Source organism: Paenisporosarcina indica, from assembly GCF_001939075.1.
Classification (GTDB): domain Bacteria; phylum Bacillota; class Bacilli; order Bacillales_A; family Planococcaceae; genus Paenisporosarcina; species Paenisporosarcina indica.
In genome coordinates, this window is sequence record NZ_MPTA01000001.1 from 797700 (window position 1) to 822798 (window position 25099).

Consider the following 25099-nt stretch of genomic DNA (forward strand, 5'->3'; position numbering starts at 1 on the left):
TTCTTACATTTGGATTCCACCATCAACATGAAGAACGTGCCCGTGCACATAATCCGATTCGGATGAAGCTAAAAATAAATAGGCATTTGCGATGTCTTTTGGTACCGCTAATCGTTGCAATGCAACGACTGAGGTCATTTGTTCTATAATTTTTGCAGGCATTTTTTCTACCATTGAAGTACGTGTAAACCCAGGGGCTACGGCGTTCACATTAATTCCTTTACGGCCTAACTCTTTCGCCCATGATTTGGTCATCCCGATGACCGCTGCTTTTGAAGCTGCATAATTGGTCTGGCCAACGTTACCATATACACCACTGACAGAAGATGTATTGATAATTTTCCCTTTCCCTTTTTCAATTAAATGGGGCAGGACGATTTGTGTACAGTTGAAGACGCCAGTTAAGTTGACATCTAGTACTCTCTGAAAATCTGCAGGCTCCATTTTTGCTAACATCGCATCTTTCGTAATGCCAGCATTATTCACCAAAATATCGATGCCTCCATAAGTTTTCAGTGTCTGTTCAACTAATTGTTGAACGCTTTCCCGATTTACAACATCTACTTGCAGGAATGTCACTTCATAACCTTGCTCGATAAGGTGATTAGCAGCCCCCGCTCCAGTTTCTTCATCATAATCTGCAAGTATGACTCGTGCTCCTTCTTCAGCAAAACGCTCAACAGCTGCATAGCCAATTCCATTTGCACCACCTGTAATGATGGCCACTTGATTTTGCAAACGCATAGGTGTTTCCCCCTATTCTAGAAATTCTTCTATTCGTTGTGTTAATTGTGGTAAATCATCAATGAGTGGCGAGTGTCCTGAATTAATTAATGGAATATATGTCGCATTTGCTCCCAAGTCTTCCACGATTTCTTGTGTCATTTGTTCCGAGACTACATAATCTCGATCCCCCCTTAAAATTAACACCGGAATCGAAATATCCTTTGCTTGGTTCGACCCCATTGCTAGCCCATTATGGGACCCACTTATATTAAACTGATTCAAAGAATGGTAGACATCGGCTAAATTTCGTTGAGTCAACATATCATTTACATATAATTCGTATTTTGTTTCTTCGGGTTGTTTATGTGTATAAATTAATGCATTCCACAAGCCTTTTAATCCATCACGGTTTTGCGTATCATACAAGCCTTGAACAGCTAGAGTTTTCCCTGCATCATTTTCAACTTCTTCAATGGTTTTCAGCCGTTTTTCCAAATCAGGAGTTCCATCTGCATTGGTCCCATAGAATGGATAACCGCGTGTGGAGGCTGATGCTAAAAGGACAAGCTTTTCACACATACCAGGATATTCAGCGACAAATTGCAGACAAATCGCACCACCAGTAGACCATCCAACTAAATGAAAACTATCCAGTCCTAATGCATCTACAAAACCTTTAAGGTCATGAGCAAAATCCGCAATTCCTTGAACACGTGTGTGGTAACTGGATTCACCAAATCCTCTTAAATCAAGGGCATATAATTTGTATTGCGGATCTAGCTCATCCATTAAAATATCCCAGTGCTTTGAAGATGTCATATTTCCATGAACGAGTACAATCACTTGTTCGCCACCATACCGTTCACGATATGAAATGGTTTCCCCGTTATCCAGCAGAATTTTTTGCATTGTCATATTCCTCCTTATCAGAACCCCATTTTATTGTTGTAGCTCCCCATGCATAACCGATCCCAGCACTGACCAAAACCACAATGTCGCCATTTTTCAGTTTCCCTTGTTGTTCTGCGAGCTGCAAAGAAATAATTTGGTCCATTTGGCCAATATGTCCATACTCGTGCAAATAGATGGATTGCCCTTCCGATAATCCAAGTTCATTTAACACGAAGTCATGTGCGGATTTCTTCATGTGGAGAATCGCAACAAACGATATGTCTTGTTCTGTATAACCGCTTTTCGACAAAGAGTGTCGGATGACCTTTAAAAAATTCTGCATCGATTTTTGTTCTAATCGCTTTTTCATGCCCTCAGGATCTAACACATCCAGTTTATAAGCCCCTGACAATAATAATTCCTGTGTCAGTGGACTTTTAGTTCCTCCAACAGGAACAACAACATCTTCAGAAAAAGAGCCATCGGTCATGATGTCCGATTCAAGGAGATGGTTCCTAGGATGATTTTTCCTCAAAATCATGGCTCCCCCTCCCGCTCCGAGATTAAACATAAATCGTGTTCGTTCATTGGTATAATCAATAAAATCGCCATTTCGATAACCACCAGCTAACAGTACTGTGTCGATTGAGTCGTCCGTTAACAGTAAACTTTTAGCTAGTTTCAAAGCCAAAATGGTGGTACCGCACCGAAGTGCGATATCAAATGCCCATGCATGAAAAGCACCAATCTCTTCTTGTATTTTTATTGCGGCTGTCCATAGGGGATACTCTTTATGCTCTTCGCCAATATAGATGATGCAATCAATCGATTTCGGGTCAATATTCCCTCTTTTGAGTGCATCTTCAGCTGCCCATATCCCCATTTGAACAGTATGGTCGTTTGGCCCAGGAATTGGTTTTTTGGTAATTCCCATTTTATCTTTGACAACGTGTAAGGGAACCCCTGAAGCAATCGCTATTTCTTCGGCTGACATCGATTTTGAGGGAATATACATCCCGGTGCTAACGAGTCCTATATGCATCATAATTCCTCCGAATTAGATTGTTCTTCTTTTCCTACAGATTGCTTTTTCCTTTTATGAAAAGCTTGTCGAATGGTTCCGACGATACCTGATGGAAAGAAAATGACTACCAAAATATAAAGAATGCCGAAGAAAATGATCCATCGTTCAAAAATAGGATAATCTTTTGCAAGACCTGATAAGAAATGTTGGGATAACTCAATTACCCCAGCTCCAATAATCGGTCCGATCAGTGTTCCCACGCCTCCAATAATGGTCATTAATAAAGCATCTAATGTAATATCCATCGTCAGCACACTGGTATTAACAAAGCGTAGACTAATCGCATAGAGTGATCCCGCTAAACTCGCAACCACTCCGGCCACAACAGAGGCAATCACTTTGTAGTGTAGGGTATTGTAACCTAATGATTTAGTACGTTGTTCATTTTCTCGTACCGCTACTAGCACATGACCTAGTGGAGATTGGACAAAACGCCTAAGTACAAAATAGACCACAACCATACACACGAGTACGACCAGATAAAACATCATACGATCTTTGAAAAATTCTGGGGCACGGAACGTAAAACCGTCATTTCCTGACGTTACACTACGCCATTTTTCAGCAAGTACTAAAAATAATCCCGAAAGAGCGAGCGTTAACATGGCAAAGAAATGACTCTTTAAGCGTAATGTCAATAGACCCACTATAAAGCTAATAATACCTGTAATGAGCATCCCTGTTGCAATCGATAACACAAAGACCCCAATTGTAGGTTCGATTCGATCTAACATTACAGCAGTCGTATAGGCACCCATTCCAAAAAACATTGCGTGTCCAAATGACACAATCCCCGTATATCCAAGTAAAATGTCATAACTCATCGCAAGAATCGAAAAGATGAAAATCTGTGTTAATAGAATTGTCCAAGTCCTCGAGTCTGTAACAAAAGGGAAGATGAACAACGCAATGACCATGATGGAGAGGAATATATTGTTCCATTGATATTTAGATGTCATGTCTTCACCCCTTTGCTCTAAATAATCCTTGCGGACGGAATATTAATACGATGGCCATGATGATCATGTTTACAGCTAATGACAGGGAGGGAACATAGTACGCCATATAACTTCCTACCAAGCCTACTAATATAGCTGCTAGCAAAGAGCCTGGAAAACTACCCATCCCGCCGATCACGACAACAATGAATCCTAAAATAGCATACTCCATTCCCATTTCTGCGTAAATGACACCCGAATAGGGTGCAAACAACGCACCTCCGATTGCAGCTAAAGATGCACCAGCGATGAAAACATACAGAAAAACATTTTTGATATTGATACCTAGCGTTTGAACCATCTCTTTATTCAATACGCCCGCCCGGACAATTAATCCGATTTTTGTTTTCTTTAGAATGTATTGGAAAATGCCGAAAACCAAAAAACCAACAATAATGATGAAGACGCGATATTTAATGATAATGACGTCTCCAATTTCCCAGCTACCGACTAAGTTTTCCGGTGTTCGAACAGCAATTTGATTCGGACCAAATACCACTTTCAACATTTCGGTTAAAACAAGCATGAATCCCAACGTAATTAAAATTTGTTGAACGTGATTGCCATATACGGGCTTGATAATTAGTTTTTCCGTAATAAAACCAAGAATTACACCTGTTAAAATTGCACCTAAAATTGCCAATACGAAGCTATCCGTTAATGCATAAAACCACACTGAAGAATAAGCACCCCATGCAAATAATCCTCCATGCGCAAAGTTAAGTACATCCATCAATCCAAATATCAACGTCAATCCAGCAGCTAAGAGGAAGATTAACATGCCGGTAGCTAGCCCATTGATGGTTAAATTAGTGAGTAGTTCCATGACTCTCCTCCTTATCCGATTCCTAAATATTTACGTTTCACTTGTTCATCATGGATTAACTCTTGCATTAATCCAGATTGGACGGTTTCTCCGTTATCAATGAGTGTGTAGGTATCACCGATTCGGCTAGCCATTATAAAATTCTGCTCGACCAATACGATAGTTGTATGTTTTTTCATATCAAGAATCGCTTCCATGACTTTTTCAATGACAATTGGGGCAAGCCCTTTTGAAGGCTCATCAATCAATAGAAGCTTGCTATTCCCCACAAAGGCACGTGCCATTGCAAGCATTTGTTTTTGCCCTCCTGATAAAAGCCCGCCATCTTTCTTCCAAAAAGTTTTTAAATCCGGAAATAGATCCAGGATATACTCTCGTTTTGCGAGAGTCGCCTCATCTTCTTTTCGCATCGCAACTTTCATGTTTTCCTCAACTGTCAATGAAGCGAATATGCCTTGGTCTTCCGGAACATAGCCAATCCCGGTGTTCGCAATCCCATGGGTCGGTTTTTTGGTGATATCTATATCTCTAAAGGTAATCCTTCCTTGTGAAGCGGGTGTTAATCCTAGAATGGTTTTAAGGGTGGTCGTTTTCCCGGCACCATTACGACCCAGCAATACACTTACTTGCCCTTCAATGGCTTCAAACGATATGCCTTGTAAAATATGATATTGTTTTATATGTGTGTGAACGCCATCAACTTTTAGCAATGTGTTCATCGTATAATCCTCCTAAATATGCATTTTGAACCGTTTCATTCTCCATAATTTCTCCTGGAGTTCCATCTGCTAACAGCTGGCCATTGAATAACACCATGATCGAATCCGATAAATCTAAAATCATATCCATTTTGTGCTCAATCAATAGAATTGATTTATTGCCCTGGTCCTTAATCTGTTTAATGACATCTAAAATGGCGGGAACTTCTTCTAGTGACATACCTGCAGTCGGTTCATCCAGCAATAGTACTTCGGTATCTAAAGCTAGTAACATCGCAATTTCGAGTTTACGCTTTTCTCCGTGGGATAACTGACTGGCAATTGCATGTTTTTTTGACCGTAGTAGAACGAGTTCTAGTAATTCTTCAGCTTTTTGAATGAGAGAGGGATAAGATGTAAAATGACGCATCATTTGATAGCGAATTTTTTCTTTTGACTGGACGGCTAAACGAACATTTTCTAATACCGTTAAGTTAGGGAAGACATTTGTGATTTGAAAGGAACGCCCTAGTCCTTTTCGTGTACGTTCGACAGAAGAAAAACGAGACATATCTTCATTCTTAAAATATACTTTGCCTTCGGTTGGCTTTAATTCACCGCTAATCAAGTTGAAAAAGGTAGTTTTTCCGGCTCCGTTAGGTCCAATGATTGATTTGAAATGCTTTTCGGGCATTTCGAAATTAACGTGATCCACTGCTATATGTCCACCGAATTGGATCGTTAAGTTTTCGGTTTTTAATATCGATGTCATGGTTTTCATCCTTTCTTCTGTCTCTCTCCATGCGCAAGAGTGTTTCTCAACCATGGAGAGAGACAGACCTGAATGAACAGGTCGTCTCACTTGTTTAATTGTTCTGAATTGGTGGTTCAGTTTCATCTGGTGATAATTCACGTATTAACACCGGTACCGGGTAAGGAACACCCTCTTGTTTTTCAAGTTTAATCGAGTACAACGTCTGTAATGCTTGATGATCCTCTTCACGGAATGTCATGGTTCCTTTTGGCGTTTCAAAAGACATCCCTTCCATAATACTAATTAACTCGTTACTATCTGCATTTCCTTCAGATTTTTTCAATGCTTCTACAATCGAGATCGCAGCCGACATTCCACCTGGGGTGAATAAGTCAGGTACTTCACCATCAAACCGTTTTTTATGTTGCTCTACTAACCAATCATTTACGTCATTATCTGGTAATGTGTGATAGTAAACGGAGAACCCTTCCATGCCTATTAATGGCTCCATTGTTGATAATGCTGGAATATCCGGTGCACCCGTTGAAATTTTAATGCCTTTTTCTTGAAGTTTTAAATCCGAAATTTGATTCCATGGTGAATTGGCACCTGCCCAAACGACAAACATATAGTCTGGTTTTGCATCAATTACTTTTTGTAAGTTCGAAGTAAAATCGGTTGCTGCTGGATCTGCGTACTCTTCTAATACAATTTCGGCACCTAACGCTTCAGCAGCTTTCTTGAATGCTGCCACACCGTCTAAACCGAAAGAATAATCAGGTGCAAACGTTGCGATTTTAACGCCTGGTTTAGCAATGGCTGCTGCACCTGCAACTGCATCTTGTGATGAGTTACGTCCAGTACGAAATAGATACTTATTAAACTCAGAACCTGTAATACTGTCTGCAACTGCTGGTTCAACAATCATAATTTTTTCATATTCTTCAGCTAGTGGAAGTACCGCCAATGTATCTCCTGAACTTGAAGACCCAACGATAAAATCCACTTTATCTTCTTCTAATAACTTTGTCGCTTTTTGAACTGCAACTTCGGGTTTCGTTTCAGTATCTTCATAAATGATTTCAATTTTTTTGCCAGCTACTTCCATCGTTCCATCAGTAGCGTATTCAATTCCTAAATCAAACCCACGTTGTGTTTGTTTCCCATAAGATTCAAGTGCTCCAGTTAATGACGCTAATACACCAATCTTAATAGTGCCTTTCGCCTCTTCTCCATCGCCACCTGGGTCCCCTTTAGCTGAATCTGTACTGTTACATGCAGAGCTAACAACGAGCACAAATATTAAAACAAGAAACAACCATGACTTTCTTTTCATGAGAATCCCCTTCCCCTTCTTGCTTTTGTAAGCGTTTACCTGCTTCTGTATCATCTTATAAAATCTGAGTTACAAAAGAGTTACAAACTCTACGCCAACCGTATGAGGCTTTGTAAAAACTGCAGAAAAAAGCCTGCATCGAGATTACCTCAACACAGGTTATGTTATGAAAAGCCCATCGTAATTAATTCGTGCATTTGTTCAGTCGTTTCCATTGGTTTTAGTTCAAATTCATGTTGCAGCATTTGCACACATCGATCGTACCACTTGATTGCTTGAGATCTATTCTTTTTTTGATAGTGTGCGAACATCAACAGTCGATAAGCTTCTTCCCATGTATGGTCAAGTTTGATCAATTTCTCAGCATAATATATGGTTTGGTCGAATTGCTGAAGTCTCGTTGCATTCTGAGCAAGCTTTTCATACACTTGCAAAACCGTTTCGTGGAAATGGTTACGTTCAAATTGAAACCAATCGAAAAGTGTTTGGTCCAAATAAAAGGAACCTTTATAAAGTTCAGCTGCAGATGTTAATATCGCAAGGGCCTGTTCCGGATTTCTTTCCTCTAATCCTTGAGCAGCAAGTTGTTGAAACTGTTGCATATCACTAACGATGGCCGCCTTTGGATGAATTCGATACATCGCTTGTTTTCTTCTAATAAAATAAGACTCAGCACGTGGAGACCTATTTGGTTCTAATACATTGTAAAGAGCATTGAGAGCCACTTTAAAATCGCGATTGGCGGTCTTTTCATCCTGATCCACAAAAAGTTCTCTCACAAGTTCATCTTTTGGTACATATCGATCCTTATGAATAAATAAATACACAAATAGATCTTTTGCTTTTTCTCGTTGCCATTTCCGATTGTCAATTTCTTCCTGCCCTCTAGAAATAGACATAGGACCAAGTAGTTGTATGTGCAAAGTATATCCTGGGTATTTAACATGGGGCTCCACTTGTAAATATCGGACCAAGAATTGGATCCCTGAATCATCGGTCTCTGTAATGGCCGCTTGTTGTACGAGTGGATGGATTTGTTGAATATCAAACGGACCATACAATGTCAATTTTTCGATAAAGAATGTATAGTGTTCATCCATTAGTATGTGAGCAAATCGCTTCATTTCTTCTGTAAAAACATCCTTTTTTCCTAATTCAAATGCACAGACACTTCCCCAATATGATGCGACCATTTCTCCAAACGAGTCTCCACATAATATAAAATCTTGTTTTGCTTGTTTTGCATAGCCAATCGCATGATCATACTGATGTGATGTACAATAAATCATCGCAATACCAATCTTAATATACGCAGACAGCCAGGCATCATGAACAGTTTCTGTTTCTTGTAAGCCTTTTCTAGCAAGTGCCAAAGCTTCATGAGGATATCCTTGTTTGGCTTTAAGTAATGCCAGACCTAAATAGGGCTCTGCTTTACCCCTTGAGACATCCAATCGATCCATTTTTTCAATTGCTTGTAAATACATACGTTCCGGTAATTCAAGGAGATGTTGCCGAGCAACACTTTCTGCATGCCCTTTACGAATTAAACCAACCGCTTCAACAAATGCGGATTTTTCACGAATTCCACTTTCAATTCCTTTTGATGCATAAATAGTAGATTCCGAAAGTTTTCCTACCATCGCATTAATCAGTGCTAATAAGACTGTCGTTTCTCGGTGCGAATTAGGCACTAAATCTTCCTCGCGCAATCGATTTTCTAGCAAGTGAAGCGAGTCGAAAAGTTTACCCATTCTCAATAAGATTCGAGCGTCTAGATTCCCATCAGTTAATAACATTTCTGGTAATTGTTCTTCTTCGATAAATGTTATTGCCTCTTTGATCTTTCCTAAATTCACAAGGTTTTCAGCAAATTGTCGCTTTAAATTGTTCATATCTGTCTGTGAAATGTCGGTGGTTTGACTTGCATAAGAGATGGCACTTGCCAAATGAGGATTAGCTAAGCCCGGTTGAATGGTATCTAAATAGATATGGGCTAGTCCTGCGTGTGCGTAACAGATATATAATGCATCCTGTTTAACGGTTGCAAGTGACAAGCATTTCAAATAGGCTTTTTTCGATTTTTCATAATAAGCTCGATAACGATTGGCTTCTCCTTCGAAAAAATAGAGAGCGGGATACTCTTCAAAGTATGTAAGCGGGATTTCTTTTAAGCTATCCATAATTAAATCGAATTGACCTAATTTCAATAATTTAGGTACTGTTTTTAGTACAATTTGAGTAATAAAGTAGGGTTCCTCGCTCTGAAGTGCATGATAAATAGAACGAATCGAGTCGCTTTTTTGTTCAAAATATTGCGCAGCTGATTTGTGAGCAGCTTGAAAGTCTAGTAGACTGGATTGTTTCCATTTGGTAACTAAATATTGTTGAAATAATGCGTGAAAACGATAGACCTGGTCTTCACCTAATTGTTGGAGGAAACCGTGTTGATTACGGAATGCTTGTAAAAAATCCACAGAATCTTCGCCGTAAAACATGAGAATAAATTGATGTGAAAACGTAGGAAATATAGAGAACTGCAAAAGCCATTTTTGCTCTTCTGATGTGTATCTAATAAATACTTCTTCCGATAAATAGTGAAATAGATCGACAAGAGCAGGCTTTAAAGAAATATCAAACGTATTGATGTCACTCTCAGATTGTACAGCCATCAATTGAATGGCAATGGCCCAGCCTTCCGTAATTTCTAAAATATGTCTCGATTCGATTTCTGTTAACTGACGGTTATAATAATCTTCAAAATAAACCAGTATTTCTTCTTCAGTAAATACTAAATCTTTTTCTTTTACTTCTACTAATTGTCCACTCATTTTCAGTTTTAATAACTGGGACCATTTCAGTTTCGTTCGTGAAATTAATACCATGTGAATATGTAATGGACAATGTTCCACTATTCGTTCCATCATGAAATTAATGGAGAAGACATGATCGATTAAATGGTAGTCATCGATGATAATGACGAATGGTTCAGTCACGTATTCCAACTCATTGACAAACCAAGCATGCCAAGAGATTAATTCCTTCTCGCTTGGAAAAGCAGGTTGAAGAAACCAATCTTTCAAAAGTTTTTGTCCAAAGCCAGGGATTACCCGTTGTATACTTCCAATCAAATAGCGTAAAAAAGGCACTAAGTCATCGTCTTCTGACGATACGGTATACCACGAACAATTAATTCGGCTATCCGCAACAAACTGGGCAATTGCCGAACTTTTTCCATAGCCAGCTCCACCCGAAATCAAGGTGCATTTTTTTATTGTGAGTTGTTTAAATATGTGCGTCAAAGAAGCCCGACGCATATACGTTTCACTGGTTACAGGTGGCACGAGTTTCGATTTTAGTAAAGGTAAGTCCATGTAAATAATTCCCTCTCTTGCAATCTCTCTACCAAAAGTGTATCACAGCAATGTTCAAAATTGAATGACAATTTAAATAAAATATGACTCCAGGTCAAAAAAAGAAGGCCGCCCAAAAGGACAGCCTTCTTAAAAAATATTAGTTTTTCAATTTATCACGTAATACCATTGGCAAGATTCCACCGTGACGGTAGTAATCCACTTCCACTTCAGAATCAAAACGTGCTAACACGTCGAATTCTTTCACTGAACCATCTTCAGCTTTAGCAGTAACTGTCAGAAGATCACGAGGTTTAACGCCTTCAGCAATATTAACGCTGATTTCTTCTTTACCTGTTAAGCCAAGTGTTTCTGCACTTTGACCTGGTAAGTATTGAAGTGGTAAAACACCCATCATTACTAAGTTAGAACGGTGAATACGCTCATAGCTTTCAGCAATTACTGTTTTGATGCCAAGTAAGTTTGTACCTTTAGCTGCCCAGTCACGTGAAGATCCCATACCGTAATCTTTACCTGCTAGAACCACTAAGCCAGTACCATCTTCTTGGTATTTCATTGCAGCATCATAGATTGCCATGATTTCGCCGTTTGGCCAGTAAGTTGTGAATCCACCTTCTGTACCTGCAGCGATTTGGTTACGGATACGAATGTTGGCAAACGTACCGCGCATCATCACTTCATGGCTACCACGACGAGAACCATATGAGTTAAAGTCGCGTACTTCCACACCGCGTTCACGTAAGTATTTACCTGCAGGTGTATCTTTACCAATCGCACCAGCTGGTGAAATGTGGTCAGTAGTAATTGAATCTCCGAATTTCGCAACGACACGAAGACCAGCAAGCGTTTGGATATCGCTTGGTTCTCTCGTTAATCCTTCGAAATATGGAGGATTTTGAATATACGTTGAATTTTCGTCAAATGTATATAATGAATCATTTGACGTTTCAATCGCGTTCCAACGCTCATTTTCGCTGAATACTTTTTCATATTCTTTGCGGAATAATTCAGGTGTTACCGTTTTTTGAAGTACTTCTTTAATTTCTTCAGTTGATGGCCAGATGTCTGCAAAGAATACATCGTTGCCATCTTGATCTTTACCAAGGGATTCACTTTGAAGGTCGATATCAACCGTACCTGCCAATGCATATGCAACAACAAGTGGTGGTGAAGCCAAGTAGTTGGCTTTCACTAGTGGGTGAATACGCCCTTCAAAGTTACGGTTACCTGAAAGTACTGAAGTAATAAGTAAGTCATTTTCAATGATTCCTTTTTCAATTTCAGGAAGCATTGGGCCTGAGTTACCAATACAAGTCGTACAGCCATAACCAACTAAGTCAAAACCGACTGCGCTCAATGGCTCAAGAAGACCAGCGTCACGTAAGTAACCTGTTACAACTTTAGAACCTGGTGCTAATGAAGTTTTTACATAAGCTGGTGGACGTAATCCTTTTTCTGCAGCTTTTTTAGCTACTAGACCAGCACCGATCATAACGAATGGGTTTGAAGTATTCGTACAAGATGTAATGGCAGCAATCCCAATAGCACCTGTAGGAATTGTTACTTCACTACCATTTTCGAATGTTACTGTAGCAGATTTAGCAAATTCTTTTTTAGATAAACCAAATCCTTGGTTACCTTGTGGTGCTACAACTGCTTTGTTGAATTCCAATTTCATTTCAGACAATGGAATCAAATCTTGTGGACGTTTAGGTCCTGACATGTTTGGTTCGATTGTAGACAAATCTAATTCCACAACGTCTGTGTAGAATGGATCTTCGTTGTCAGCCGTAAAGAACATACCGTTTGCAGTTAAATATTCTTTAACCACTTGGATGTGCTCTGCGTCACGGCTTGTTAAACGCATGTAATCAAGAGCTTCTTCATCCACTGGGAAGAAACCACAAGTTGCGCCGTATTCAGGTGCCATGTTGGCAATTGTTGCACGGTCAGCAAGTGGAAGTTTTGTTACGCCAGCTCCGAAGAACTCAACAAACTTACCTACTACACCTTTTGCACGAAGTACTTCTGTTACTTTAAGTGCCAAGTCAGTTGCAGTTGTCCCGTTTGGAAGGTCACCCGTTAATTTAACACCGATAACTTCAGGGATTGGGAAGTATGAAGGTTGACCAAGCATTCCTGCTTCCGCTTCGATCCCACCAACACCCCAACCAAGAACTCCGATACCATTGATCATTGTTGTATGTGAGTCAGTACCTACTAATGTATCCGGATACGTTTCGTATGTACCTTCTTCATTTTCAACTGCGTGTACAACGTTAGCTAAGTACTCTAAGTTTACTTGGTGAACGATACCAGTTGCTGGTGGTACAGCACGGTAATTGTCATATGCTTTTTGAGCCCAGCTTAGGAACTGGTAACGCTCTGCATTACGTTCGAATTCAAGATCCATGTTGATGTTTAGTGCATCGCTAGTACCATATCTGTCTACTTGAACAGAGTGGTCAATTACTAAGTCAACAGGAATTGCTGGATTAATTTTATCTGGATCTCCACCCATTTCAGCCATTGCTGAACGAAGTGCTGCTAAATCAACTACTACTGGTACACCAGTGAAATCTTGAAGGATAACACGTGAAGGCTTGAACGGAACTTCCGCTTCAGGATCAACGTCTTTACCCCAGTTTGCTAATTTTTCTACGTGCTCATCTTTGATAACATATCCGTCATGCTGACGCAAAACAGATTCTAGCAATACTTTAATTGAATAAGGAAGGCGGGAAACATTTGCGATCCCTGCCTCTTCTAACGCAGCTAAACGGTAGTAATTGTATGTTTTACCGTTTAAATCGAAAGAAGTACGGCTATTGTGCAAGTTACTCTTTGCCATGTCTTTTCCTCCTTTTGTCTTATGAAAAGGCTCACATCTACTGGTGTTGTCTTTTCTCCATTTCTAATCATAACGTAGTCTAGTTTATAAGTAAATTACATTAAAATTATTGGTTGTGATAAGTATACGTTATGACCTTAGGCTGTTTTGATTGTTTTTTTCAATTGTTTGATATGACGTTTTTCATGAAGCCCAATAAATGAAAACCATTGAATCAGTGGGACTTGCCCAAAAATCGGATGTTTAAATGATTTCTCTCTAAATACGTCTTTTGTCCCAGATTCATACACATCTAATAAGAAGAGTCGCGATTCATGGAGATTTTTTTCCATCTCCATTTTTGTTTTGTACTCGTCAGTTGGAACCATATACCCTGGTGCTTCCACTTTTATTAGGCGACTTGTCGAAAGCCCAATCGGTTTTTTCCTCGTTTTCGGACTCTCAGGGTTTTTTAATTCTCTTGCAATATTCGTTGCAATGACAGTTTCCATTTTGACAAGATGTTCAAGAATTTGTTTAGGTGACCAGCCCCCCTTGTCAGGAGTTTGATTGAACTGATCATCTGTTAATTTCTCGATTGTTCGATATAACTCTTTTCGGATTTGGTTATTTTCTTCTAAGAACATCTAACTCTCTCCTTTATTTAACTTAAGAATCTTTTCCGTTGTTGTGCATTTGGCAGGAGACAAGAGTCATTCTTGCGGATTAACCGGTGTCGATGTTTCGCCACAATCCGATATACTCTGTCACGTAACCATTTCGGGGAAAATCGTGCGATCTTGCCGTAATGGTAAGGTGCACGTAAATAAGTCGCAAGTGCCAATACTGCATCTGATTCCACTAAAATGTCTTTTCCCATTACAAAGACAATTGAATCAACATTTTTGAGTTCAGGGTGGTTTTCATAGATCGAATTGGCTAGTTCACTTTGGATGGGCGCGAAAAAGATGTCTTCGCCACGCTCATGTTGCAAAATAAATTGCACTGAATGCTGACAAAAACCACAACTTCCATCGTATAAAAGAATGGATTTCTCTTGATTCATAAAATTCACCTTTTCTTCTTATATTACTTGATACACCTAAAAACCGACAATCAAACGTTTTCAATTAGCCAATGTTATGCGACAATGATTCATTGTAGAAAGGACGAATGATTTATGAACACAACGATTCAAAAACTGGCACCATCTAACGATCCTTGGGAAGCTTACGCTGACATGGAAAAACACGGCACACTAACCTTGTCGAATATCGAATTCACGACGACTACCTTATGTAATATGAGATGTGCACATTGTGCAGTTGGTTATACATTGCAAACGAAAGATCCAGATGCATTGCCATTTGAACTTCTTCGTCAACGTCTTGATGAAATTCCTCATTTACAAACACTTAGCATTACTGGTGGAGAACCGATGTTATCCAAAAAATCAGTTAACAATTATGTACTTCCGTTATTAAAATACGCCCACGAACGTGGGGTTCGCACCCAAATCAATTCAAATTTAACATTGGATTCGGAACGATATATGTTAATTGCCCCCTATTTGGATGTCCTACATATTTCTCACAACTGGGGAACAGTGGATGAGTTTGTCGAAACTGGCTTTGCGGTTATGGAACGAAAACCCACCTACGACCAACGTGCGAAATTATTTAGTCGAATGATTGAAAACAGTCGGATGCTTTCTGAAGCAGGTGTTATGGTTTCAGCTGAGACGATGTTAAACAAAAAAACTTTACCTTATCTTGAACATATTCACCGACAAGTGGTCGATGAAATGAAATGTGCGAGACATGAAATACACCCGATGTACCCTTCGGATTTCGCAAGCAGTTTAACCTCGTTGTCTTTAGAAGAAACACGTACTGCCATTCATCATTTACTGGATATACGTGATCAAGATACTTGGATGTTGTTTGGGACATTGCCATTTTATCCATGTAGTCCGAATGGAGACGACCGTGAATTACAGCAACGCTTAAAGCAAGAACGGAATGTAACCGTCCGAAATGATCCAGATGGCCGTTCACGATTAAATGTCAACATTTTCACTGGTGACGTAATTGTTACAGACTTTGGTGATGCTCCAGTTCTTGGAAATATGAAGAATGATGCCTTACCGGCCATCTTTGACAAATGGCTAGATTCACCACTTGCAAAAGAATTAAACTGCCACTGTCCTGCAGTGAAATGTTTGGGGCCAAATGTCTTAGTGAAAAATATGTATTATAAAGACCATTCGTTTGTGAGTGGTTCTGTAAAGTGAAAAAGCAGCCGATTTTCCTGAGGCTACTAAAAAGTTCATCATTACAGACTGGATGAGGTATTCCCCAAAATTCACGCTTGTGCGCCTTGTGGATGCCATCTAATGTATACAGTTTACTAATGAGCCTTCCCTCGATTTTTTCAAGAAAGGCTCGCTTGTTTAGATTGAATGAACTTTTCAGCGGCCTCGATTTTTTGGCTGCTTTTTTATTTGAAATGTTTTAACGCTTCACGTTTACTTAGAGGTTTTAACTCGTTTGTTTCTACAAACTGCTGAACGAATACTGAAGTCGTTTTTGCATATTCCCTCAACACCCACCCTATCGCTTTTTGAATGAAGAACTCATTTGAGTCCGCATGTTTCAATACAATTTCAGTAAGTAATTCTTCATTTGTTTCTTTTTTATATTTTAATTGATGTAAGATTGCTGATCGGTTCAACCACATATTGTCTGAATCTGACCATTGACGCATGACTTTCTCACCGTTCAGTCGATCTTTCAAAACAATTGTGCCTACGATAGACGGTGCAATCGAATCAACGCTATCCCACCATGATTTTTCGGTAATCAATTTTGCACAAAACACTAAATCTTCAATTGTTAGCGACTTTTGTTTCTTGCCTAATAAAGCGATTGCGGCATATTGAAATTCTCGTTCGGTCATATTATATATCGCCCATATTTCATCGAGTAATTGAGGTATTTCCGGTATTGAATAAGTAGAAAAATATGTTTTTAATGCCTCTTTTCGAGCTGGGCTTTTAATGCCCAAAAATGGAAAATGATGTTTCATATAAGCCTTCATGGGTTCTGCTATTTGTTCATTGCGAAGATTTTCAAATATCTTGATATATGCTTCTCGATTCCACTGTTCTTTCATTGTACTCCTCTTTTCATTTAAGCTTGGTTATAAGCCCAGCTATGCAATCGAACCTGTTGTATATCGTACGATTGCGCTGACCGCACGTTCCGCACGAGCCAGCAAGTAGGTAAACCGCATATTTGTGGGTCTCATTCATCACACTCGTTCGGCTGCTTGCGCAAGCTCATCGCAGAAAAGCTGTGCTAGGTGCAAATGCACTCTTATTCAATATCAACAGCATTCTTTAACATAGCCTTCAGTTTAAGCATTTCTATTATTTCAACAAAAAAGCGGATAGAATACCTATCCGCTTTTTCACAAGAATTCAATTAAGTCTAATGCGAGGTTAAAGATAAACAATGTATGAATTGTTACAAACCATAGTGCCTGTTTATTGAGTTTTTTCATCATCAATCGGTCCACCTTTATCACTCCTTTTGGTTATTATACTCTTCACTTGTCAAATTAACAAAATATTTTTTTAATTTATTTCTAACCTTTTTAAGCGATGAAATAAAGCGTTCAACTAAGGGCAAATGCATAGTACATTTTACGCCGTACTCATAGTATGAAGAATAAGAACTTGAGTTCACGGGATGCACAAACTACTTCCATTCTTAATAATTCTCCCTTGAGAACAAAAAAAATTCACGAATTGTGGTTTGAACTGAGGTTTTTGGGGATATCTATTAAGTAAGCAAGACAAATCAAAAAGACTTGAACAGGAGATGACTCAAATGGGATTCATATTATATCTAATTGTTGGTGGGATTATTGGTTGGTTGGCAGGATTAATTTTAGGTAAAGACGTACCAGGTGGAATTATCGGTAACATCATTGCTGGTATTATTGGTGCTTGGATTGGCGATATGCTCTTTGATTTCGGTCCAGTCGTAGCCGATATTCAAATTATTCCAGCATTAATTGGTGCAATCATTTTAATCTTCGTGGTTAGCATGATCTTAAAAGCTCTGCGTAAATCATAATTAATGTGTAAAAAAGAGTCGTTCTCAATTGAACGACTCTTTTTTTATGGCTTAACAGCAGTAGCTTGTTCTTTTGTTGATTGTTCATCTTCATATTTGTGATAATAATAAAGCACATCTTCAACATATTCATCACTATGATTATACATGAAAATTGCATTTTCTAAATCACCTGTGGCAGCACCGTTGCTTGCCAAATAATTAGCTGCACTAAACACGGCATCGTCTATTTGATAAGGGTCAGCTTTTCCATCTTGATTTGCATCTACGCCATATCCCCCGTATTTTGCAATTACGTCCGGATTTGTTTTTTCTTGTTCCACAATTTCGCCTTTGCCTAATCCTGAACAACTCGGATGTTGCCAACCAACAAACGTGCAAGGCATGAATTGCATATGACCTTCTGCCCCAACTGGAGATAACAATGGATCCATTGTAGAAAACCTCGTTTCTATTCGATGGTGAGCAGCAAGTAATGTCCATGGTATTTCATATGTTTCTGCAGCCAGCTGATAAATTGGAATGTATTCTTCTGGTATTTTCATATCCACTAATCGTTTGGGTGCATCTTGTATAGACTCTGTCAGTGTATGGACGATTGGAATTCGTTGAAGGTCTCCCCAGTAAACACTAATCAAAATAAAGAGCGTCAAGGCAAACGGGACCATCAGAATGAGATATATACTTCTTTTCACAATTGAAGTTGTTTTATTTGGTTTTTTCATAATGTCGCATCCTGTTTTTTTAATAGTTTATCACATAATCGCCTTAAATAGACTCGTCAATTCATAATAGTTACCGATATGGACATTTTCAATCATATACATGATATCTTTCATTTTGTACACTTATGTTGAAGGAGGTGTGAATATATGTGGGAAGATTTTAAAAAATTCGCTTTAAAAGGGAATGTTATGGATTTGGCAGTTGCTGTAGTAATTGGTGCAGCTTTTGGAAAAATCGTAGCCTCACTCGTTTCAGATATTATCACACCACTTATGGGTGTACTAATGGGTGGCATCGACTTTACCGGTTTAGTATTCGAAGTTGGAAGTGCAAAAGTTATGTACGGGAACTTCATTCAAACTGTTGTCGATTTTCTAATCGTGGCATTTGCTATCTTCATCGTGATCCGTTTATTGATGAAGTTTCAACGAAAAAAAGAAGCGGTGGTCGAAAAAGGGCCAGCAATCGATTCTAAAGAAGCATTGCTTGTTGAAATTCGCGATTTATTAAAAATCCAAAAGACGTAATAGGTAGGTATGAAAAAAGAACTGGCCATTGCCAGTTCTTTTTATTTACCCTGTTCGATTAGTGCTTGCATATCTGCAGCAATTTCTTCTTTTGGTACATCTTTATATCCATTATAGCTTTTCACGACAATTCCATCTTGATCCACTAGATAGAAACTAACGCCATGAATTACTTGGTCTGAGCCTGGATCAGCTTTAACAATTGCTTGAAATGAATTACGTGCAAATTGCTCAATGTAATTAGGTGCATATCCCGTAAGTAATTCCCACTTAGATTCGTCAGGCGCGTTAAATTTTGCTAAATAGTCCGCCAAGATTTCAGGTGTGTCCACCTCTGGATCTACGCTGAACTCGACAATTTTATAATCTTCTACCCCTAATTCGATTAACTCATCTTGTATCATCGCCAAATTCATCGTCATTGGAGGGCACACATCATCACAATTAGTGAAGATAAATGTAGCCAACCATACCGTTCCCTTTAAGCTTTCCAAAGAAACTTCTTCGCCTCTTTGTGAATCATGTGAAAAAGATTCAACTTCCCAATCCGTTTCTGCTTGAAACTTATTTGAATTACATCCAGTCAATATGACGACGCTTATGATTAATAATATGAATGCTGTTTTTAGCTTCATTAATGGTATCTCCTCGCTTTCACTTGTTTTCATCTTAGCGAATGAAATTTCCGAATTCAAGGTGGAAGTCTTCTTTGATTCTAACGAATTTGTGTCTTTAGCTTATTCAAACCACCAAACGAATACATTGGACGTGTTTTTTTCGCGTGAACCTCTTATAATAGAGTGACAGTGTATAAGAGGTGAGAATTGTGTCAGGATGGTTTTTATGGTTTATTGTATTTTGGGTGTTTATACTTGCTGGATTATTCGCTATTGGTGGCTACTTTATGTTCCGCAAGTTTTTAAAAGTATTACCAAAGGATGATGGAAAGTCAGTACTCGACTGGGAAGAGCATTACGTCGAAACGTCCCTTCATTTATGGGGAGATCAAGCAAAAGCAATGTTAAATGAGTTGGTAACTCCCGTGCCTGAACTATTCCGTCCCGTTGCTAAACAAAAAATAGCTGGGAAAGTCGGACAATTAGCATTGGAAGAAAATGCCGAATCCATAGAAAATGATCACATTATTCGTGGATATATACAAGCAACACCAAAGCGAGATCACAAGTTTTTACGTAAAAAATTAGCGGAAATGCAGATTGATGTAACACCGTATGAACACTTATTTGAATAGAAAAACCGACCTTATGTAGTTAAGGTCGGTTTTTTTGTATGTTCATCTAATGTTTTTTCGAGTTTCTTATATTGAATCAGCATGGCGATGCGCCAAGGCACAATCATGCCAAATGCCAATAACCAAAACATTCCACTTAACTCGCCCACATGAATCGTTGAACTTAAAATGAGTTTCGCTATTAACCGAACAATCAATAAACCAATTAATATGAAAATAAAGGCTTTCGATGGTTTTAAATAAATAGCTTCATCTTTCACTTCAAATCTAGACGTCCATATCAACACAGTTGAAAATAGTAAACCTACGCCTATTGATTCCGCAATTTGAATTGGGTGTACACGAAAAAACTCAAAGACAAACATGAGTGCCCCTGTTGACATGAAAAGTGGTGGCAAAATAATTTTTTTAGCGCTAGCTGGTTTTTTCGCGGATCTTGCTCGTACTGTCATGACAAATGTGCCCATGACAACTGCAACAATTGTTGATCCAATGATTAACCACTGCGAAGGAATTTGCTCAATCATTCGATTCCTCCTATTTTTTCAAATCTTATTATTTTCGTTAAAAACCTTGGAAGTCTCCAAAGATGGGACTTAAAATACGAATGATATATGTCATGCCATCAAAGAATAATAAGATTCCGACAGCAATCATGATGTACCCACCGATTTTGACGATTTTCATACTGTGTTTTCGAATCCAGCCCATTCGTGTAATAAAGAACGATAACACGAAGAACGGAATCGCGAATCCTAATACATATGCTAACATGTACCATATACCAGATCCTGGGTTAGCTGCACCAAGCGAAAGGACAGACATTAATATGGGACCTGTACAGGGAGTCCACCCTGCTGCAAATGCCATACCGATCAGGATGGTACCAAAATAACCCGATGGTCTATTTTTAAATTGGACTTTTCTGTCTTTCATGAGAAATTTCGGTTGAAATACACCTACAACGATTAAACCAAATAACACAATAAAGATAGCACCTATTTGTCTAATTAAATCTTGGTATTGAATATAGGCAGTGTTTACAAAGTTTGTCCCGAAACCCAATGCGATAAAAATGAATGAAAAGCCAAGCAAGAAAAATAGGGTGTGCAACATTCCTCGTTTCTGTAAAATTCCTCGATCTGTCTTTAGCTCATCTAATGTCATTCCCGTGATGTAAGAAAGAAAAGCAGGATATAAAGGTAATGTACACGGTGAAATGAAGCTTAGAAATCCCGCTCCAAATGCTAATAATATATTGATTTCTGATGCCATAATGTCGCTCCTTTACCATTCTCCTAACATCGTATCAAATAATCATGCAAATAACTTCATTTAAGGTTGTGACATTTTTTTGTCCAAACAAAAGAGGACACAAATGTGCCCCCTCATTTCAGTTATACAGTTTCTTCCACAATGTTATTTTGGAGCATATACATTTTGTGATATAGCCCTCTAGCAGTGAGCAATTCTTGATGATTGCCCCGCTCCACCACTTCACCTTGATGCAACACAAGAATCAGTTCGGCATCTTGAATTGTGCTTAAACGGTGTGCAATCGCAATGGTAGTTCGACCTTCACGCATTTTTTTCAGACTCGATTGAATGGCTACTTCTGTTTCGGTATCGATGTTTGCTGTTGCTTCATCGAGTACTAAAATTTTAGGATCAGTTGCCATTGTACGTGCGAATGCAACAAGTTGACGTTGACCACTAGAGAAAGTTGAACCCCGCTCGGTCACTTTTTGTTTATACCCATCTGGTAATTGGTTAATAAACGCATCGGCCTGCACAAATTCAGCCGCAGTTCTTACTTCTTCAGCTGTCATGTCTTGATGGTGCAAACGGATGTTACTTTCAATATCACCGAAGAACAAGAATGGATCTTGCAAGACGAGACCCATTCTTTCGCGTAACTCTTGTGTCTTGAAGTCTTTCACGGATTGTCCGTCTATTAATATATCACCATGTTCGTATTCATAAAAACGCATCAATAAATTGATGATTGAACTTTTCCCACTCCCTGTATGACCAACAAGCGCAACGGTTTCCCCAGGTTGTGCGGTAAACGAGATATTTTTGAGTACATCGGTTTGACCATCATACGAAAATGTCACATTTTTAAACTCTATTTTCCCATTCGTGATTTGTGCCGTTGTATTTGCTTGAGCTGGTGCCAATTCCTCTTCATCCAGCAACTTGAATACACGAGAAGCAGCAACGATTGCTTGTTGGAAAATAGATAGACGCTGCATCACTTGATTGATTGGTTCAAAGAAACGGTCAATATACGTAACAAACGCATAAATAACCCCGACTTCTATCGTATTGTTGAAAGATGTGATCCCAAAATAGCTGAGCAACATAATAAGCGCGAGTGCATATACCAAATCGATTGCAGGTCGTAGCAGCAAACTGTCCATTTTGATATTACGTTTGCCCGCTTTCCAATGTTGTTCATTAATGTCATTAAACTCATCTTTCAAACGAGGTTCTTGTCGAAACGCCTGAATCATGGACATTCCTTGTAGTGACTCCGCCAGTTTCGCATTTAATTGACTTAGGCGTTCACGTAAATCTTGATAAAATACCGAACTGTAACGTCGATACATACGAATAATCATGAACAAAATCGGTAATAGCAACAGGGTGACCAATGCGAGTTTGACATTTAATATAAACATCGCAATGTACACTCCAATTACTAAAAATCCACTTTGCAAAAAGCCGACCAATACGCTGACAAACATATCTTTAATGGCTTCTGTATCATTTGTTACACGAGACACGATACTACCCGCAGGCGTTTTATCAAAATAGCGCATCCCTAAATTCTGCACTTTTGTAAATACATCAATTCGCATTTGCTGAATAATTTTCAACGCGATCTCTTGGAATTTCAATAGTTGGAAATAGCTGATCACCACATTCGATAGTTGAATAAACAAGTAAGCTCCTGCTAGCCCCACTAGTGGTCCTGTTGGAAAGTTTCGAGCTGTTAAGTAATCATCGATAAACGTTTTGATTAACATCGGTCCTACGACATCCCCAATAACAGTAAGAACGAGTAAGATCAAGGCAATTGTGATTACTTTTTTATGCGGCGATAAATATGAAAGTAGCCGTTTCAATATTATCCCTTGATCTTTACCGGTTAGTTTCGGCTGTTGTTCCATTACGCCTCACCTCCCATTTCGACGAGTGCTTCTAGTTGTTGTAACTGATACATCTCATAATAACGGCCTTTTAGTTCCATTAGTTCTTCATGCGATCCTTTTTCTTCAATCGTCCCTTCATGTAGAACGATGATTTGATGTGCATGTTGTATGGCACTTAGTCGATGTGCCGTAATAATGGTCGTTTCGTCCGTTCGAGTTGCTTTTAATGACTCCAGTATGGCTTCTTCTGTGCGCGCATCTACAGCTGAAAGTGAATCATCTAAAATGAGCAGCTCTGGTTTCATCATTAACGCACGTGCGATCGAGATTCTTTGCTTTTGTCCACCCGATAATGAAACGCCTCGTTCTCCAACGATGGTTTCATAACCATTGGTGAATTTCAAGATATCTTCATGAATGTGTGCGAGTTGTGCCGCTTCATAGACATCTGCTAGTGGCGCAGTGGTATTTGTAAATGCGATATTCCCTGCAACGGTTGTCGAGAACAAGAAATGATCTTGTGGAACATAACCAATTGCCGAGCGGAGTCGTTCTTTTTTGTATGAATTAATCGAATGGCCGCCATATGTAATAGAGCCATCGTATCCTTCAAACTCACGAAGTAATAACTTTAGAATCGCTGTTTTACCAGAACCTGTCTTGCCGACAATTCCTAATGTTTCTCCCCTTTTCAATGTGAAGTAAACATGTTTAAGTGCGGCACGTTCATCATCTGGAAACTTAAACTCATGGATATTGACCTCTAAATCACCTTGTGCTTTTTCATCAAGTGCATGTTCTGCATCATCTATATCTATGGGTTCAGCGAGCAGCGTCCTTATCCGATCGTACGAAGCACGTCCTCGCTCCACAATGTTAAACAACCATCCAAATGCAAGCATCGGCCAAACAAGTAATCCTAAATAAGCTGTAAACGCGATTAAATCCCCGATTGTCATATCTCCTGCCACGATAAAACGTGCACCAAATGTAATGGATAGGAAGAAGGACACACCGACAATCGCAGAAATCGTTGGGTCAAATAGTGAATCTACTTTGGCTACATGGATATTCTTTTTCACAACATCATCTGATAATTGAACAAAATCTTGAATATCTTCTTTTTCCTGACCAAATGTTTTGATGACTTTAATGCCCGAAATACTTTCTTGTGCTTTATCGTTTAAGTTGGAGAAAGCTTCTTGGGCAAAATGGAAACGATTGTGTAATAGTTTCCCATAGTAACTCGTTAAATACGCCATAATTGGCATTGGAATCAACGCAATCAATGTTAACTTCCAGTCGATGGTGATGGCCATCGCAGCAATTACGAAACCACCGGTTGTGATGGAGTCAACAAGCGTTAACACACCTGCTCCTGCCGTTTGTTGAACTGCAGATAAATCATTTGTTGCATGTGCCATTAAATCTCCGACGCGACGTTTTTGATAAAACTGTGGTGACATGCGTGTGAAATGTTGGAACAATCGCTCCCTTAATTGACGGGCGAGCAAGATGGCAGAGCCGAAAATCATCATACGCCAATAATAGCGAATGATATACATAGCAAGTGCTGCTCCAGCAAGTAAAAGTAACCATTTCGTAAGTGCTTCGCTTGTTAAGCTTCCTAGTCGGATTTCATCGACGACATAACCAATTATTTTAGGTGGCAGCAGTTGCAAAAAAGCAACGAACATCAGCATAATAATCCCAACTATATACTGTTTCTTTCTCTCTTTAAAAAACCACCCTAAATCTAAAAATACTTTCACGCAGG

General features: G+C 39.0%; 23 protein-coding genes. 4 read left to right on the top strand and 19 right to left on the bottom strand.

What is annotated here, in order from left to right:
- Positions 1-3 precede the first annotated feature (3 nt).
- The 12 genes from fabG to GY23_RS03840 form a co-directional block, all read right to left on the bottom strand.
- The gene (gene fabG / locus GY23_RS03785) at positions 4-744 is read right to left on the bottom strand and encodes a 3-oxoacyl-ACP reductase FabG (RefSeq protein ID WP_075617859.1); all 741 of its coding nucleotides are present in this window, start codon (positions 742-744) and stop codon (positions 4-6) included.
- Positions 745-756: 12 nt separating this feature from the next.
- On the bottom strand, positions 757-1641 hold the full coding sequence (gene phaZ, locus GY23_RS03790; RefSeq protein WP_075617860.1) for an intracellular short-chain-length polyhydroxyalkanoate depolymerase: 885 nt from the start codon (positions 1639-1641) through the stop codon (positions 757-759).
- Positions 1613-2659, bottom strand: a complete 1047-nt coding sequence (locus GY23_RS03795; protein ID WP_075617861.1) for a 3-oxoacyl-ACP synthase — start codon at positions 2657-2659, stop codon at positions 1613-1615. The genes phaZ and GY23_RS03795 overlap by 29 nt, the downstream gene beginning before the upstream one ends.
- Positions 2659-3660 (bottom strand): branched-chain amino acid ABC transporter permease, encoded by a 1002-nt coding sequence (locus GY23_RS03800; protein WP_075617862.1) that lies wholly within the window; start codon positions 3658-3660, stop codon positions 2659-2661. Before GY23_RS03800 ends, GY23_RS03795 begins: the two co-directional genes overlap by 1 nt.
- A 4-nt stretch (positions 3661-3664) precedes the next feature.
- Entirely contained in the window at positions 3665-4525 is an 861-nt protein-coding gene (locus tag GY23_RS03805; RefSeq protein WP_075617863.1) for a branched-chain amino acid ABC transporter permease, read from the bottom strand.
- An 11-nt stretch (positions 4526-4536) separates the two neighbouring features.
- Positions 4537-5244 carry an ABC transporter ATP-binding protein gene (locus tag GY23_RS03810; protein WP_075617864.1) on the bottom strand — a complete coding sequence of 236 codons (708 nt, stop codon included), beginning with the start codon at positions 5242-5244 and terminating at the stop codon, positions 4537-4539.
- Entirely contained in the window at positions 5222-5995 is a 774-nt protein-coding gene (locus GY23_RS03815) for an ABC transporter ATP-binding protein (RefSeq protein ID WP_075617865.1), read from the bottom strand. Before GY23_RS03815 ends, GY23_RS03810 begins: the two co-directional genes overlap by 23 nt.
- A gap of 94 nt (positions 5996-6089) precedes the next feature.
- Complete coding sequence (locus tag GY23_RS03820; RefSeq protein ID WP_075617866.1) at positions 6090-7313, bottom strand: substrate-binding domain-containing protein; 1224 nt, start codon at positions 7311-7313, stop codon at positions 6090-6092.
- A gap of 164 nt (positions 7314-7477) precedes the next feature.
- Positions 7478-10687 carry an AfsR/SARP family transcriptional regulator gene (locus tag GY23_RS03825; protein ID WP_075617867.1) on the bottom strand — a complete coding sequence of 1070 codons (3210 nt, stop codon included), beginning with the start codon at positions 10685-10687 and terminating at the stop codon, positions 7478-7480.
- A gap of 139 nt (positions 10688-10826) precedes the next feature.
- Positions 10827-13538 (bottom strand): aconitate hydratase AcnA, encoded by a 2712-nt coding sequence (gene acnA, locus GY23_RS03830; RefSeq protein ID WP_075617868.1) that lies wholly within the window; start codon positions 13536-13538, stop codon positions 10827-10829.
- A gap of 137 nt (positions 13539-13675) precedes the next feature.
- Positions 13676-14164 (bottom strand): DinB family protein, encoded by a 489-nt coding sequence (locus GY23_RS03835; RefSeq protein ID WP_075617869.1) that lies wholly within the window; start codon positions 14162-14164, stop codon positions 13676-13678.
- A gap of 17 nt (positions 14165-14181) precedes the next feature.
- Positions 14182-14583 carry a thiol-disulfide oxidoreductase DCC family protein gene (locus GY23_RS03840; RefSeq protein WP_075617870.1) on the bottom strand — a complete coding sequence of 134 codons (402 nt, stop codon included), beginning with the start codon at positions 14581-14583 and terminating at the stop codon, positions 14182-14184.
- Between the two features lie 114 nt (positions 14584-14697).
- Between GY23_RS03840 and yfkAB the strand changes: the two genes are divergently transcribed.
- On the top strand, positions 14698-15810 hold the full coding sequence (yfkAB, locus tag GY23_RS03845; protein WP_075617871.1) for a radical SAM/CxCxxxxC motif protein YfkAB: 1113 nt from the start codon (positions 14698-14700) through the stop codon (positions 15808-15810).
- A gap of 206 nt (positions 15811-16016) precedes the next feature.
- Here the strand turns inward: yfkAB and GY23_RS03850 are convergent, their stop codons facing one another.
- A complete protein-coding gene (locus tag GY23_RS03850) occupies positions 16017-16691 on the bottom strand; it encodes a DNA alkylation repair protein (RefSeq protein ID WP_075617872.1) in 675 nt (224 codons plus the stop codon).
- 719 nt (positions 16692-17410) lie between these two features.
- Between GY23_RS03850 and GY23_RS03855 the strand changes: the two genes are divergently transcribed.
- Positions 17411-17659 (top strand): GlsB/YeaQ/YmgE family stress response membrane protein, encoded by a 249-nt coding sequence (locus tag GY23_RS03855; RefSeq protein WP_075617873.1) that lies wholly within the window; start codon positions 17411-17413, stop codon positions 17657-17659.
- A 44-nt stretch (positions 17660-17703) separates the two neighbouring features.
- Here GY23_RS03855 and GY23_RS03860 read toward each other — a convergent pair whose 3' ends face one another.
- Complete coding sequence (locus GY23_RS03860) at positions 17704-18384, bottom strand: lytic transglycosylase domain-containing protein (protein WP_075617874.1); 681 nt, start codon at positions 18382-18384, stop codon at positions 17704-17706.
- 147 nt (positions 18385-18531) lie between these two features.
- Here GY23_RS03860 and mscL point away from each other — a divergent pair, with 147 nt between their 5' ends.
- Positions 18532-18912, top strand: coding sequence for a large conductance mechanosensitive channel protein MscL (gene mscL, locus GY23_RS03865; protein WP_075617875.1), 381 nt, complete (start codon positions 18532-18534; stop codon positions 18910-18912).
- A gap of 41 nt (positions 18913-18953) precedes the next feature.
- Here mscL and GY23_RS03870 read toward each other — a convergent pair whose 3' ends face one another.
- Positions 18954-19547: an SCO family protein gene (locus tag GY23_RS03870; protein WP_075617876.1), complete on the bottom strand. Its 594-nt coding sequence runs from the start codon at positions 19545-19547 to the stop codon at positions 18954-18956.
- Between the two features lie 188 nt (positions 19548-19735).
- Between GY23_RS03870 and GY23_RS03875 the strand changes: the two genes are divergently transcribed.
- A complete protein-coding gene (locus GY23_RS03875; protein WP_075618229.1) occupies positions 19736-20164 on the top strand; it encodes a DUF2621 domain-containing protein in 429 nt (142 codons plus the stop codon).
- 11 nt (positions 20165-20175) lie between these two features.
- On the opposite strand, the gene GY23_RS03880 is transcribed toward GY23_RS03875, so the two are convergent.
- The 4 genes from GY23_RS03880 to GY23_RS03895 form a co-directional block, all read right to left on the bottom strand.
- Positions 20176-20691: a CcdC family protein gene (locus GY23_RS03880; RefSeq protein WP_075617877.1), complete on the bottom strand. Its 516-nt coding sequence runs from the start codon at positions 20689-20691 to the stop codon at positions 20176-20178.
- Between the two features lie 37 nt (positions 20692-20728).
- Complete coding sequence (locus GY23_RS03885; RefSeq protein WP_075617878.1) at positions 20729-21439, bottom strand: cytochrome c biogenesis CcdA family protein; 711 nt, start codon at positions 21437-21439, stop codon at positions 20729-20731.
- 122 nt (positions 21440-21561) lie between these two features.
- On the bottom strand, positions 21562-23340 hold the full coding sequence (locus GY23_RS03890; RefSeq protein ID WP_075617879.1) for an ABC transporter ATP-binding protein: 1779 nt from the start codon (positions 23338-23340) through the stop codon (positions 21562-21564).
- The gene (locus GY23_RS03895; protein WP_075617880.1) at positions 23340-25094 is read right to left on the bottom strand and encodes an ABC transporter transmembrane domain-containing protein; all 1755 of its coding nucleotides are present in this window, start codon (positions 25092-25094) and stop codon (positions 23340-23342) included. Before GY23_RS03895 ends, GY23_RS03890 begins: the two co-directional genes overlap by 1 nt.
- Positions 25095-25099 lie beyond the last annotated feature (5 nt).